Origin of the sequence: Levilactobacillus tongjiangensis, assembly GCF_003946345.1 — a bacterium.
Lineage (GTDB): Bacteria > Bacillota > Bacilli > Lactobacillales > Lactobacillaceae > Levilactobacillus > Levilactobacillus tongjiangensis.
The window spans coordinates 152,727-165,627 of record NZ_RHNY01000004.1; the positions used below are offsets into that span (position 1 = coordinate 152,727).

11 protein-coding genes are annotated in these 12,901 nt (G+C 48.9%); 4 read left to right on the forward strand and 7 right to left on the reverse strand.

Features of this window, described 5'->3' with window-relative positions:
• Positions 1 to 16: 16 nt before the first annotated feature.
• The gene (locus tag EKM75_RS03465; protein WP_125692156.1) at positions 17 to 1,783 is read left to right on the forward strand and encodes an ABC transporter ATP-binding protein; all 1,767 of its coding nucleotides are present in this window, start codon (positions 17 to 19) and stop codon (positions 1,781 to 1,783) included.
• Between the two features lie 97 nt (positions 1,784 to 1,880).
• On the opposite strand, the gene EKM75_RS03470 is transcribed toward EKM75_RS03465, so the two are convergent.
• From EKM75_RS03470 to EKM75_RS03490, 6 genes are all read right to left on the reverse strand, one after another.
• Positions 1,881 to 3,608 (reverse strand): phosphatase PAP2 family protein, encoded by a 1,728-nt coding sequence (locus EKM75_RS03470; protein ID WP_125692158.1) that lies wholly within the window; start codon positions 3,606 to 3,608, stop codon positions 1,881 to 1,883.
• A 241-nt stretch (positions 3,609 to 3,849) separates the two neighbouring features.
• Positions 3,850 to 4,569 carry an autotransporter-associated beta strand repeat-containing protein gene (locus EKM75_RS13050; protein ID WP_318531118.1) on the reverse strand — a complete coding sequence of 240 codons (720 nt, stop codon included), beginning with the start codon at positions 4,567 to 4,569 and terminating at the stop codon, positions 3,850 to 3,852.
• A gap of 27 nt (positions 4,570 to 4,596) precedes the next feature.
• Entirely contained in the window at positions 4,597 to 5,577 is a 981-nt protein-coding gene (locus EKM75_RS12885; RefSeq protein ID WP_225426645.1) for a phosphatase PAP2 family protein, read from the reverse strand.
• A gap of 246 nt (positions 5,578 to 5,823) precedes the next feature.
• Complete coding sequence (locus EKM75_RS03480) at positions 5,824 to 6,138, reverse strand: hypothetical protein (protein WP_125692160.1); 315 nt, start codon at positions 6,136 to 6,138, stop codon at positions 5,824 to 5,826.
• A gap of 41 nt (positions 6,139 to 6,179) precedes the next feature.
• Positions 6,180 to 6,494 carry a winged helix-turn-helix transcriptional regulator gene (locus tag EKM75_RS03485; protein ID WP_125692162.1) on the reverse strand — a complete coding sequence of 105 codons (315 nt, stop codon included), beginning with the start codon at positions 6,492 to 6,494 and terminating at the stop codon, positions 6,180 to 6,182.
• Positions 6,495 to 6,783: 289 nt separating this feature from the next.
• Positions 6,784 to 8,049 (reverse strand): SpaA isopeptide-forming pilin-related protein, encoded by a 1,266-nt coding sequence (locus EKM75_RS03490; protein ID WP_164508717.1) that lies wholly within the window; start codon positions 8,047 to 8,049, stop codon positions 6,784 to 6,786.
• Positions 8,050 to 8,491: 442 nt separating this feature from the next.
• Here EKM75_RS03490 and EKM75_RS03495 point away from each other — a divergent pair, with 442 nt between their 5' ends.
• The 3 genes from EKM75_RS03495 to EKM75_RS03505 all read left to right on the forward strand — a co-directional run bounded on the left by EKM75_RS03495 (position 8,492) and on the right by EKM75_RS03505 (position 12,368).
• Entirely contained in the window at positions 8,492 to 10,714 is a 2,223-nt protein-coding gene (locus tag EKM75_RS03495) for an alpha-galactosidase (RefSeq protein WP_125692166.1), read from the forward strand.
• 50 nt (positions 10,715 to 10,764) lie between these two features.
• Positions 10,765 to 11,403, forward strand: coding sequence for a pyroglutamyl-peptidase I (gene pcp, locus EKM75_RS03500; protein WP_125692168.1), 639 nt, complete (start codon positions 10,765 to 10,767; stop codon positions 11,401 to 11,403).
• A gap of 314 nt (positions 11,404 to 11,717) precedes the next feature.
• Positions 11,718 to 12,368, forward strand: a complete 651-nt coding sequence (locus EKM75_RS03505; protein ID WP_125692170.1) for an MIP/aquaporin family protein — start codon at positions 11,718 to 11,720, stop codon at positions 12,366 to 12,368.
• A 61-nt stretch (positions 12,369 to 12,429) separates the two neighbouring features.
• Here the strand turns inward: EKM75_RS03505 and EKM75_RS03510 are convergent, their stop codons facing one another.
• A complete protein-coding gene (locus tag EKM75_RS03510; protein ID WP_125692172.1) occupies positions 12,430 to 12,774 on the reverse strand; it encodes an iron chaperone in 345 nt (114 codons plus the stop codon).
• Positions 12,775 to 12,901 lie beyond the last annotated feature (127 nt).

Genomic DNA, 12,901 nt, shown 5'->3' on the forward strand with positions numbered 1-12,901 from the left:
TAACGGAGGCAAAGAGATGGAACGTAGAATTGCAGCGCCTAAGACAGCTCGGCAGCGGTCAGCGCAAAAGTTTGATTTTAAAGGATTTTTAAATTTGATTCGGCACACGAAACCTAAGTATTGGCAATTGTGGGTTGGCCTATTTCTGGGGATGCTGGCCACTGGTGCCCAATTAGCGGTACCCAAGTTGGCTCAGTCATTGATCAATGGACTCGGTCATGCGATGAACCAACCCCTGCTGATCACGGTAATCGGTTTATTCATTGTGAGTGCGCTGGTCAGTGCGGTCTCCGGGGCCTTGCTTGGATTCTTTGGCGAAAATGTTGTTGCTGGATTGCGGGAAACGTTATGGCAAAAATTGATTCGATTACGAGTCAGCTACTTTGATAACGTCAAGACTGGTGAGATGACGTCGCGGTTGGTCAACGACACCATGCAAATCAAAAACTTGTTGGCCAATTCATTTCCCCAGATGGTGACGTCGCTTCTACAATTAGCAGGTGCGCTGGTCATTATGCTACTGATGGACTGGAAGATGACCATGATTATGTTCATTGCAGTCCCACTAGTCATGGCCGTGATGTTTCCAATCATGCAACTTTCACGTAAAATTGGCCACCAACGCCAGGATGCCATGGCTGCATTTAGTGGGGTCAGCGATGAGACGCTGAGTGAGATTCGTTTGGTTAAGTCTTCCAATGCCGAGAGTTATGAAGAACAGACCGGAGCGAAAGAGATTCAGAGTCTTTACCAAATTGGTTTGAAGGAAGCAATTTACGATTCAATTGCTGGGCCAGCAATGACGGCCAGTATGTTGGCCGTCTTCGTCGGGGTGTTAGCCTACGCAGCGGTCCGGGTGTCAGCAGGGACGATGAGCATGGGAACGATGTTTTCTTTCCTGATGTATCTTTTCCAAATCATTGGACCAGCGGGAACGTTGGCACGTTTCTTCACCGATTTGTCGAAGGCTAGTGGCTCAACTGAACGAGTTCAGGAGCTCTTGGCAGAACCAGAAGAAGCCTTGGAGGATGGACCAACACAATCAGTGAGTGACCAAACGTTGGCTATGCAACACGTTGATTTTTCCTATGAAGATGGGCAACCAGTCTTACACGACGTGAATTTTGAAGCACGGCCCAACACGGTAGTGGCGTTTGCCGGGCCTTCCGGTGGGGGTAAATCTACGATTTTTGGTTTGCTAGAACGCTATTATCAGCCAGAAAACGGCCAGGTCACCATTGGCGGCGAGAACGTTCAAAGCTTTAACTTGAGTGATTGGCGTTCGCAGATTGGCTACGTAAGCCAGGACTCGGCCATCATGGCGGGAACCATTCGCCATAACTTAACTTATGGTGCCAACCGGGACTATAGCGATGAGGAATTGTGGCACGTTTTGCAACTCGCTTCAGCCGATGGCTTTGTTCACAACATGAGCGATGGCTTGGACACACAGGTCGGTGAACGAGGTGTGAAAGTCAGTGGGGGCCAACGTCAGCGCTTGGCAATTGCCCGAGCCTTTCTCAGAGACCCCAAGATTCTCCTGCTGGATGAGGCGACGGCCAGTTTAGATTCTGAATCAGAAGCGATGGTCCAGCAAGCGTTGAGCGAGCTAATGAAAGGCCGCACGACGCTAATTATTGCGCACCGCTTGAGCACGATTGTTGATGCTGACAATATCTACTTCATTGAGGATGGCCATGTTAGCGGACATGGCACCCATACGGAATTGATGGCCAGCTTGCCACTGTATCGTGATTACGTAAAGATTCAATTTAAAGAATAACCCAAATAGTCGCCAGCAGAGGTTTTGACATCTCTGCTGGCGACTATTTTTGGTTGCTTAGCTAGTGTGACGGGGGAGTCAACAGTAGCTGCAAAGCTTACTTAGCTAATTTAACAGCGTGTTTCGTGTAAACAACGTGCCAGCCCTTTGGTAAGCCGCTGACGTGAGCAAACTTGCCTTTGTGGTTCTTGAAGGTCAGAACTTTCGTCCCGTTCTTTAAGCTACCGGCGGTTAACTTCAGCGTACCGCCTAACTTGGCAGTCTTCTTGATCGTTACGTGAGCATTCTTGGCTACGCGGAGTTGGCCTTTTTGAGTTTGTTGGAAGTTCCCCTTAACGGTAACTTTCTTAGTGCTCAATTGCAGCGTCCCGCCGTTGACTTTAACGTTCCCTTTACCAGCAGCAGTGGCCGTAGTTAATTGCAGCGTACCACCCTTAACCGTAGTCCCACCAGTGAAAGCATTGTTCCCGCTCAGTTGGAGTAGACCGGTACCAGATTTGACCAAGGAACCCTTACCAGCGATGTTGTTCCGCCAGTTATCTTTAGCGTTGAAACCACCTTGCTTGGCATCCATGGCAACAGTCACCTTGTCATTGAACTTGCCGTAACCGTTGGCAGCTGAGAAGAGATCTAAACGACCCCAGCCTTCAGTATCATCCATGACAGGGTAGCCTGAAGGCATTCCAGTTGTGAATAACACATCCCGACGTTGTGTAGCGTTCAGGTAAGGCAGGCGAGTAGCCAACAATACTTCGGCACCCTTAGGAACGCGCATTGCCACGTTAGGGTTACCAATTTGCTTGAAGCCGTACGTCATCCGGTAACGGTAGTTGTCACGGTTGGTTGCGTAGTCACCAAAGTCATCTTGAGTCGTCGTGTCCTTGCTGCCTAAGAGGGCATCAGAGTGAGCAGCGTCGTAGGCTTTCTTCATCATGTCTTGGTTGCTAGGATTGCTCAGAGCACTGGCGGTAACGGCTGTACCAGCCATCCGACCACCCATAACAGCTAATGGCGTGTGACGGCCAGCAATGATCCGGTCAAGACCAACTTCAGAGGAACGGGTGATCATTTGTTGGAAACGTTCTGGAACAACGTAAGCCAAGTTCAACCCGTCTTCAAAGCCGGCGGTCGTGTGGCCACTGGCAAAGTCGTAGTCGTTTTCTGGCGCAGCAGCCATCACGTTGACCAATGCTGGTAATGGCTTAACTTCACTACTCTGACGGTAAGGACGCTTGTATTTAACGACGTCCTTGATCACACCGGTTCCAGAATAAGCGGTGTAGGAGTTGTGATTCAACAGAGACACGATAGGTCCTAATCTTGAATCTTCAGAAGCCCATGGTGTGTGGCCCCAAGGACGGTGGGCAGGATCGGGCGTTGAAGGCATTGACGTGAAATCAGTCTTGGCATCTGCGTTCTTGATGAAGGCTGATGAGTAAGGCCCCAAACCGTTGATAACGCTGTAACGAAGGTCTCGCCAGTCCGTTAAGTAGGACCGTTCGGCTTCAGCCGGCGTCCGCGTCTGGGTAATTTTAGCGGCCTTGTCGATGTTTTCCTTCATCAAGGCCTTTTCCAGATTCTTGCCATTAGCGTAGTAGTTCGAGAAACTTGAGAGCATTCCTACCATTGGGTTATTGGATGCTGTCTTGTAAGTGGAAATATTTTGTTTATATGTATCAATGAAGTAGCCGTATTCGGCACGATGGGGCGCTAAATCCTTTGACGAGCTGGCTTGTGCCACGTTCGTTGCCATTGGCAGCGTCACAGCTACCAATGATAAAATTGCAGCTGCGCGTTTGGTCCAAGTCCGTTGTCTGATCTTCATGAAAATACCTACCTTTCAAATTGGTGAAGCTTTAAATTTCGGGTGCTTATCTATCATAAGGGAAGACAAGAAGGTTGTCAGTATGGTTAATCAAACCTGTACAGTAATCACACACAATTGATACATGCCAGACAACATAAACGTCTGCTAATAATTGGTTATTAATGTAAGCGCTAATCTGAAAGTTAAAAGACCCAGCGGCTCACTTTTTGAAGTGAACCGTTGGATCTTTTGAAGTGAACTATTTTACTAACTTAACAGCATGCTTGGTGTAAACAACGTGCCAGCCCTTTGGTAAGCCAGTGATGTGGGTAAACTTACCCTTGTGGCTACGGAAAGTCATGATCTTGGCACCGTTCTTCAAATTGCCAGCAGTTAACTTCAACGTACCGGTTAACTTAGCGTCTTTCTTAACGGTTAAACGGGCGTTCTTCGCTACGGATAATTGGCCACTCTTAGCTTGTTGGTAGCGTCCCTTGACGGTAACTTTTTGAGTGCTCAGTTGGAGCGAGCCACGTTTGACCTGAACGTTCCCCTTACCAGTGGCAGTGGTGGAGGCTAGTTGTAACGTCCCACCTTTGACGGTCGCGCCACCGGCGTAAGTGTTGTCACCGCTTAATTGAAGTAAACCACTTCCAGCCTTGACCAATGAACCTTTACCGGAAATATCATTGCGCCAGTTGTCTCGGGCATTGAAACTGCCTTTGGCGGCGTCCATCTTAACCGTAACGGCATCATTGAATTTACCATAACCGTTGGTTGCTGAGAATAGATCCAGACGTCCCCAGCCTTCAGCATCGTCCATCAACGGATAACCAGAAGGCATTCCAGTCGTGAATAGGACGTCACGGCGTTGGGTGTCAGTCAAGTAAGGAAGTCGGGTTGAAAGTAAGGCTTCAGCCCCCTTGGGAACGTGCATATCGACATTAGGATTGCCAATTTGTTTGAAGCCATAGGTCATCCGACGACGATAGTCCTCCCGGTTCTTTTAGTAATCAGCAAAGTCATCATGGGCTGATGAATCTTTGCTACCCAGTAAAGCGTCGGAATGAGCGGCATCGTAAGCCTTCTTCATCATATCTTTATTGCTGGGGTTATTCAAAGCTGAGGCAACGACAGCCGTTCCCGCCATGCGACCACCCATAACAGCAAGCGGGGAATGGCGACCAGCAATGACGCGATCAAGGCCAATCTCTGAGGAACGAGTGAGGAGTTCCTGGAATCTTTCTGGGAAAGCGTAAGCTAATGATAGTCCGTCTTCAAAGCCAGTCGTGGTGTGACCACTGGCAAAATCAAAATCAGTTGCGGGAGCAGCGGCCATAATTTTTGTGAGCGCTGGTAAGGGTTTAACTTCGGTACTCCAACGGTAAGGGCGTTGGTATCGAATGACACTTTTGACAGTCCCAGTATTGGAGTACGCCGTATAAGAATTGTGATTCATGAAGGCCACGATAGGTCCCAACTTAGAGTTTTCATCAGCCCAAGTAACACGTTCGTGTTTTTTGTTGACTGGATCAGGGGTGCTTGGCATCGAGTGGAAAGGTGTTTGGGCGTTTGCGTTTTTTATGAATGCTGGCGCGTAAGGGCCAAGAGCATTGATAACACAGTAGCGGAGGTCCCGCCGGTCAGTTAAGTATGACCGTTCCTCTTCAGCAGGGGTCCGCGTTTGCGTGATCTTAGCAGATTTATCAATGTTTTCCTTCATCAAGGCTTTGTCGAGATTTTTTCCATCTGCATAGTAGTTAGAAAATTCGGACAGCATCCCAATCATCGGATTGTTGGATGCCGTTCTGTAGGTCGACACGTTTTGCTTATATGTATCCATAAAGTAGCCGTACACGGCCCGTTGTGGCGCCAATTGTGCTGCGGTACTGGCATGTGCCACGTTAGTTGCCATGGGAAGGGTGACGGCGACTAATGAGAGAATGGCGGCCGCCCGCTTAGTCCAGGTACGTTGTCTAGTTTTCATGAAAATTCCTACCTTTCACGTTAGGAGATATGTTTTCATTTCTCGTTTCAAATATCATCATACCTGACTTGAACCATGATATGGGCGGCTTCATCAAACCTGTACGCGAACCATACCAAATCGATACACAATGGTGAATATCCTAATATTTAGTCATTACAAGGCTAATAACAACTTGCTTTCATTAATTTTCAAATAAAAAAGGCCACCTCGTTTTGAGGTAGTCCAATTAGTGTGTCGACGACGTTACTTTGACATTAACTGGTGTTGCCGCGCATAGGCTAAGAGCGTCTTTAATGCTTGAACGTTGGCGGAAGTGATGTAGAGTGCGAAGGTCAGGTTGGTCTCATCTAGAAAGTAGGCAAAGTCACGCTGACCCATCGCCATTTTGGTGGCTTGGTAGGTGTCGTTACGGATGATGCCCATGCGAGTACTCTTGAGAGTTAGGTAAGTGATTTCACGCCGATCGACGACATGGACTAAATCGGTGAGCAAAATGTCATGACTTTCCCGCAAACCAGTTCGCAAGTTTTTTCCTGATAGTGTTACGTAATTATGCATAGAAGCCTCCTGTGGCGGTAGTTTCAATTCGGAGACGGGGCTTAAATCTTCAATTCGTGACGGAGGGTCGTATTTCCCCAGTTCTCTAGGGACGTCAGGATTTGATGAAACATGACGCCACTGATTGTTAGACGGTAACTGTAGTCATCGTCAGGAATGGTTTCAATCAAGCCCCATTCCGTCAGTTTCTTTAACCGGAGGAGCAGGTTAAACGTAGAGATTCCACGCACGGTGCGACGCAGTTCCATGAAGTCAGTCGGTTGCGCGTCGAGTTGGTACAAAATAAGTGCGTACCAGCGTTGATGCAGGATTTCTAGCCCCAACTCGCTGCCTAAATTAATATTGGTGAGTGCCATTATGTCGCGTCCTTTCTTATAGTTGTAGAAAACTAAAGAGGCGGTAGTTGAGTCGCCATCCAAATGTTTTATACTCTCCAGCCAACTCAATGGCTGTCGTTGAGCGATTTAAGTCGAGAATCAGCTTAGCATTTAGTGGGCAACTTGTCCATGGGAATCATTTCGTGACTATTTAATGCTCGCAAAAAATGGGTGACCCCAAGAGGAGTCACTCATCTTTTGCGTTATTTTATAAAAATTAAGGTGACAAATGACCGCTGGATTTCGTTAGTAAGAGTAGCGGGTCGTTTTACCACAGGCACCATTGCCAGGTGACACAGTGATACCAGACAAATTGAATCTGGACCTTATGGAATGAAGGGCAGTAGCCCCAAGACTTCTTAGCATTGGGTACTTGGAGCTTGGCGGCAGGCATCTTATCGTTCAGGGTGAAGGTAAGGTGACGGCTAGAGAGCCGATAGCCGCGTGGGGCCTTGGTTTCAACAAAGTAGTAACTGCCATACTTCAGGTTACCAACCGTGAGTTCACCACGGTAGTCAGTCGTGACGTCACTCTTAACGAGCTTGCCAGCTGCTGTGTAAAGGTTGAAGTGGGCGTTGGCTAAATGTTTGCAGCCCCATTGGTCCGTTTTGATTAGTGTGACGGCACCTTGAGCGGCTTGTTCGTCGCCGTTGCCTTCACCGTTACCACCCCAAGCAATCGTACCGTGGACGGTTTTGTTCAACGCCACGCTACCGTTCGTAGCGGTCAATGTGGCCGCGTTAGACCAGTGACTGTCGTTGGGAACACCGGTAATGCTGGTCTGGTAGTTCAAGTTGACCTTCTTATCGATGTGGCCAAATTTCATGGTAATCGTGTTGCCACTGACCGTGACGTCAGGTGCTGGGATGTTGCCATCGACTTTGACAGAACCCGGAACATAAGTCTGGTCGCTGCCCAAGGTATCAGTTAGCGTAACATTCGTTAAGTCCTTGTTGTCGGGGTTGAAGGCGATATTCCAGTTGGCCGTCGTTGGGTGGCCATCTTTGATCGTCGTGTTCGTGAGCCAGCCGACCTTGTTGATGAACCAATTAGTATTGTCAGTATTGACGTGCTTCCCATTTGCGGCGAGCTGTAAAGTACCTTGGCGGCCAGTATTGTGGGTAACGAGGTAGTCGTTAAACGTGATGGTCCCCGTTTGACTCCCTTTTTGAATAGTAAAGGTCCCAATCTTAGCCTGGGACTTAGCATCGGTCAAATCGAATGAGTAGTCGTAGCTAGAGGCAACGTTGGCTGGCAAGGAGACCGTTGCTGTATCACCGTTAGCAAGTTTAGTCGCATCGTTGATCGACCATTTGTAATGAACTTGGTAGGCACTGTACTTGTCGAGGTTACTAGTCGTGGATTGTGTGACGCCCTGGTCGTTCGTGATGGTGGCGTCCGCAGCGCCAAGACCGTTGACTGAGACGGTGCTGGCACTAGCCTGTGTGTGGCCGACAAAGAGGGCCAGTAACACGCTAGCAATCAGCAAAAATATACGCCGCCAGTTGCGATTGGAAAAAGTATTCGTGAGCATAGTTGTCATTCCCCGTTATGTAATTTTTAAAACTGTGATGGATGATCCAAAACTTTCGTGCACTGAAAATTTCGATCGGAAGTGATTTTATGGTATACCTGTTACACACCTCAATTGAATTGTAACACATTCTGGCAAGATTGTAATAGGGGTAATCTACCTACTAGGTGAAATGTTTAGAAGGGTAGTAAAAAATAGACTCTTTGGCAATTGAATAGCAGACCAGACAATCTCTGTTCTGATAACTGTCTGACTGGTTGACGACAATCTGGCTAACTGATTCTATTTGGCGGGATCTTAACTGGGAACTACCTAACTGGATAGTCAACTTTAGTTCCACTAAAGTTTATAGGGTATCTAATGAGAGCTATCTATCTGCTGTCAGCGCTTACAATCTGTGCTACGATGGGCATATAGGTAATTTAAGAAGGGAGTGGTTCAGATGTCAATCATCGTAAATCACCAACAATTTCACTTACAAACGGATCACAGCAGCTACATATTCCACGTCATCGCCAACGGCGAATTGGGTCAGCTTTATTATGGGCCGCGGTTACATGATCAGACGACGTATCCCGAATTAATGGTTCGAGAACACCATGAAGCGATGCCAGCTTGGCGGTTGGATACGCCCGACTTTCAGCCAGAAACGTTGAAGCAGGAGTTCGCGAGTCTGGGTAAGGGTGATTACCGGGACCCCGCCTTTCAAATCACGGAACCAGATGGGAGTCGGATCAGTGAATTCAGTTACCAGGATTTTCGGATTGTTGATGGGAAATCTCGACTGAAGGGATTGCCATCGACGTTCGATGATGAACATGACGATGCCCAGACCCTGGTGATCTCACTGGTAGATGCTGTGACGCAAGTTGTGCTGGAGTTGAGCTATGCGGTCTTTCCGCATCAAGATGTGATTGTCCGGAGCGCGAAATTTCAGAATCAAGGTCAAGCGACGGTTAAGTTAGACCGGGCGTTGAGTACTCAGCTAGATTTACCTGATGCCGATTATGACCTACTTCAGTTCTCCGGAACCTGGACACGGGAACGTCATTTAGTCCGAACCCCGTTGCGAAGCGGTATTCAAAGCGTCGGGAGCCTGCGGGGGGCTTCCAGTCACCAGCAGAATCCAGCCATGATCCTGGCCCGACCACAAACCACGGATGATCAGGGGGCAGCCATAGGTTTCAATCTGGTCTACTCTGGGAACTTTTTGGATCAAGTGGAAGTCGATGCGTTTAACACGGCAAGAGTTCTGGTTGGTATCAACCCAACGGAATTTGACTGGCAGTTGCCAGCGGGTCAGTCCTTCCAGACACCAGAAGCCGTATTGAGTTACACGGGAGACGGGTTGAATCAATTGAGTCAGCAGATGGGGGATTTTTACCAGCATCACCTGGTCAACCCCCACTTTGCCCAACAGCAGCGTCCCGTGTTGGTCAATAACTGGGAGGGTACCTACTTTGATTTTAATGAGGATAAATTGGTCGCCATTGCTGAGGATGCTCACAAGTTGGGAATTGAAATGTTTGTCCTCGATGACGGTTGGTTCGGTCATCGAGATGACGATACGACCTCGTTGGGTGACTGGGACGTTTACCAAGAGAAACTACCTAACGGCATGGCGCACCTGGCTGAACGGGTTCACGGTTTGAAGATGCAGTTTGGTCTTTGGTTTGAACCGGAAATGATTTCCATCGACAGTCAGCTATACCGGACCCATCCGGAATGGACGATTAAGACGCCTAAGCGACAGATGACGCCGGGGCGGAACCAATTTGTCCTGGATATGGCCAACCCAGATGTCGTGGACTTCCTCTACGGTAAAATCAGCGGGTTGATCGAAACGGCCCACTTGGACTACATCAAATGGGATATGAACCGGAACATTACGGAGGCCTACAGTCCAACTTTACCGGCTGATCAGCAGGGAGAATTCCTTCACCGCTATATGTTAGGTGTTTACGACCTGTATGCGCGGTTGATTGCGGCCTACCCAACGGTCCTGTTTGAATCCTGTGCTTCCGGTGGTGGTCGCTTTGACCTGGGGATGATGGCGTACGCGCCACAAGCCTGGACAAGTGATGATACGGATGCCGTCGAACGGTTGAAAATTCAATTTGGCACGTCCTACGGTTATCCGCAGGCAATGATGGGGGCCCACGTGTCGGCGGTTCCGAATGATCAGACTGGGCGAATCACACCGATTGAGACTCGGGCGGCGGTGGCTTACTTTGGCGACTTGGGGTATGAGCTGGATGTGACCAAATGCTCTGCCGATGAAAAGGCAGCCATCAAGCAGCAAGTCACGTTCTACAAGGCCCACCGAGAGTTGTTCCAGCAAGGAAAATTCTATCGTATTGACAACCCATTTAATGGGGATGGCAACGTGGGTAGTTGGCAGGTCGTGAGTGAGGATCAACGACACGCCATTGCGGCACGTTATCAAATTCTCAATCATCCTAACCCGGCTTACACACGCCTTTACCTGCGGGGGTTGGCACCAGATCAACGGTATCGTCTCAATGGTGGGCAACACATCTACTTTGGCGATGAATTGATGCACGCTGGTGTCTTCGTCCCACACTTGTTAGAGAGCACGCAGGGGGTTGAGCAGTCGGCCGACTTTAGTGCCTTCTTAGTGGTCGTTGACGCAGTGGAAGAGTGATTTGTCCTGTATAATGGCTCTTAAATCCAAGGATTTAGGAGGCCAACAGCATGAAAATATTAGTGACTGGGTTTGATCCCTTTAACGGTGAGTCGACGAATCCCTCCATTGAGGCGGTCAAGCGACTACCGGACACGATTGCTGACGCAGAAATCGTAAAGGTGACGGTGCCGACCATCTTTGTTCGGAGTGCGGCACTAGTTCGCCAGGCGATTTTGGATGAGCAACCCGATGTGGTGTTGAGCATTGGTCAGGCAGGTGGTCGGTCGGCTATCACGCCAGAACTGGTGGCGATTAATCTGAATGACGCGCGGGTCACGGATAATGCGGGGCTACAGCCGGTGGATGAACCAATTCAACCAGAAGGTCCCACGGCGTATTTCACGCAATTACCGGTAAAGGAAATGGTTGACGCCATGCACGAGGTGGGGGTGCCCGCTGCTGTCTCAACGACGGCGGGGACGTTCGTTTGCAACCACTTGATGTATCAGGTGCAGTACCAACGGGCCAAGGAGTTTCCGTGGTTGGCGGCGGGTTTCATGCACATTCCCTATCTGCCGAGTCAGGTGATTGATAAGCCCGGCATGCCATCAATGGCGTTGTCTGAAGTGGTACGGGGTATCACAGCGGCTATCACAGCCTTGGTGAAAGGCATTAATGCTGTGGACGATGGGTCGCCTAATGATTAAAATGTAAAGTTTATTGGGTTGGGACAAAAGTCTCAACCCCTTTTTGTGCTCCGAACATACATGGTCGAAACGTGCGCCAAAAGGCAGTCAACTCCGCTTAACCCCGATAAACAAACAATCCAGGACCGGGATTGTCCGTCTATCGACGTTAATGCTCATTGGCTAAGGCCTTTTGTCTCACTCTCATTTTTGGTTGCGCCCGTTGCCAAAAAAGTTGTGGAGCCACACCGTTTCGATAGCGTTTGGGTACCGGAAATGGCTGAAGTGTCTTATAATTAATTTAATTATAAGGATTTGGAAATGGAGGAATTATTATGCAGAAATATACTGCAGAGTTTTTCGGAACATTTATGCTGGTTTTCTTAGGAACTGGCGCAGTCACCGTTGCGGCGGGTAGTACCTTAACGATTGGACTTGCCTTTGGGTTAGCTATCACGGTATCTGCGTACGCATTCGGTGGCATTTCTGGCGGACATTTCAACCCGGCTGTGACGACGGCAATGTTGATCAACCGGCGAATTGGCGCCAAGGATGCTCTGGGTTACGTGGTAGCTCAAGTGTTGGGGGCGACGGTGGCCTCAGCGTTCATCAAGCTTTTCGTTGGTGGCCTGGGTCTGGCAACGAATCAATTGGGCCAAACGGACTTTCCAAAGATTTCAACCGGATTGGCTTTCTTAGTTGAAACGTTGGTGACCTTCTTATTCTTATTGGTAATCTTGAACGTTACGAGTGACCGGCATGGTAATGGTGATTTTGCGGGTGTCACGATTGGGGTGACGCTGGCGTTCTTGATCATTGTGGCCCTGAACCTGACTGGTGGCTCATTGAATCCAGCGCGGTCATTTGGACCAGCTATTTTCGCTGGTGGGAGTGCGCTGTCACACCTGTGGTTGTACATTCTGGCACCAGAAGTCGGGGCTATCTTGGCGGCATTTGCTGGCCGGTTAATGGGTAGCGAAGATTAACTTAGAAATTCAAAAGCACTAGCCAGACTCGAATGAGGAGTCTGACTAGTGCTTTTTTTGATCAATCAGTGATTTCATGAACGCGAAAGTTAACGATTTCGGTAATCAGGTCAGTGGGGAGCGGTTGGTCGTAAGGAAGTTGAATGGCACCCTTAGACGTGTGATAGGCCGCTAACTCATCGGCAAAGTGGGCGATGGGGGATGCTGTGGGGTAGAGGCCCAGGTGATGTTTAGCGGCGGCAAAGTAAATGACCGGTTTGCCGTTGACGTAGAAAGCGGGCATGCCGTAGCCGAGCCGTTCGGTAGCAGTGGGGAGTAGCGCTTGAATCAGGTGATAGAGCTCGGTTAGTTGGGCTTGGTGTTCTGGGGCGACTTTTTCGGTTAGATAGGTGGGGATGGGGGACATGGTTGGTGGGCTCCTTTTTAGTTGATGATTAGTTTAAATCGATTTTAACAGATATTTAGTTGCCGACAAATTGTTAACTTTATACATGTTTTTGCTTTTAAATTAAAATAGTACCTTAGCAGGTTAA

What these genes read in the sequence shown, in the direction of transcription:
- EKM75_RS03505 (WP_125692170.1), top strand. Translation starts at nt 11,718, where the DNA reads ATGCAGAAATATACTGCAGAGTTTTTCGGAACATTTATGCTGGTTTTC.
- EKM75_RS03480 (WP_125692160.1), bottom strand. Translation starts at nt 6,138, where the DNA reads ATGCATAATTACGTAACACTATCAGGAAAAAACTTGCGAACTGGTTTG.
- EKM75_RS03490 (WP_164508717.1), bottom strand. Translation starts at nt 8,049, where the DNA reads ATGCTCACGAATACTTTTTCCAATCGCAACTGGCGGCGTATATTTTTG.
- pcp (WP_125692168.1), top strand. Translation starts at nt 10,765, where the DNA reads ATGAAAATATTAGTGACTGGGTTTGATCCCTTTAACGGTGAGTCGACG.
- EKM75_RS03495 (WP_125692166.1), top strand. Translation starts at nt 8,492, where the DNA reads ATGTCAATCATCGTAAATCACCAACAATTTCACTTACAAACGGATCAC.
- EKM75_RS03510 (WP_125692172.1), bottom strand. Translation starts at nt 12,774, where the DNA reads ATGTCCCCCATCCCCACCTATCTAACCGAAAAAGTCGCCCCAGAACAC.
- EKM75_RS13050 (WP_318531118.1), bottom strand. Translation starts at nt 4,569, where the DNA reads ATGACCTATGGCTTCAAACAAATTGGCAATCCTAATGTCGATATGCAC.
- EKM75_RS03470 (WP_125692158.1), bottom strand. Translation starts at nt 3,608, where the DNA reads ATGAAGATCAGACAACGGACTTGGACCAAACGCGCAGCTGCAATTTTA.
- EKM75_RS03485 (WP_125692162.1), bottom strand. Translation starts at nt 6,494, where the DNA reads ATGGCACTCACCAATATTAATTTAGGCAGCGAGTTGGGGCTAGAAATC.
- EKM75_RS03465 (WP_125692156.1), top strand. Translation starts at nt 17, where the DNA reads ATGGAACGTAGAATTGCAGCGCCTAAGACAGCTCGGCAGCGGTCAGCG.
- EKM75_RS12885 (WP_225426645.1), bottom strand. Translation starts at nt 5,577, where the DNA reads ATGAAAACTAGACAACGTACCTGGACTAAGCGGGCGGCCGCCATTCTC.